The organism is Vibrio sp. T11.5, assembly GCF_027587155.1.
GTDB classification, from domain to species: Bacteria; Pseudomonadota; Gammaproteobacteria; order Enterobacterales; family Vibrionaceae; genus Vibrio; species Vibrio neptunius.
Genome location: NZ_JAPPTP010000088.1, coordinates 1 through 348, shown reverse-complemented (window position 1 = coordinate 348; position 348 = coordinate 1). Strand labels below are relative to the sequence as shown.

Sequence of the window (348 nt, the reverse complement as noted above, 5' to 3'; positions counted from 1 at the left end):
CACGCCTTACTGGCTTTGCTTAACCAGCCGTCAATCCAGTTCCGCACCACTGCGCGACGTATTGATAGAGCGGAGTCAAGCCACAGCGCGACCGTCCATTTTAAACAAGAGGTGACCATCCTGCTGCCCAACGCTTATGACAATGAAGCCGTGACCCTGAGCATCGAAAGCGGCTTTCCGCCCTCGGATTATCAGAACTTTACCGCTCACACCTTATTCAGCGGCCAAGTAACACGCGATAAAAATGAGCCGACTCTGTGCCGCTATCACTTACCTTTACCTCAACCACTGCAACACTTAGTGGCGCAAGGGCAAGGGACCATCAGGCAAGAAAGACTCAACGTGTTT

General features: G+C 52.3%; 1 protein-coding gene. It reads left to right on the top strand.

Translation table 11 applies throughout. The annotated features are described in order from the left end of the window. The coding region (locus OH455_RS23330; protein WP_269982952.1) for a hypothetical protein at window positions 1–348 on the top strand (348 nt) is incomplete at both ends.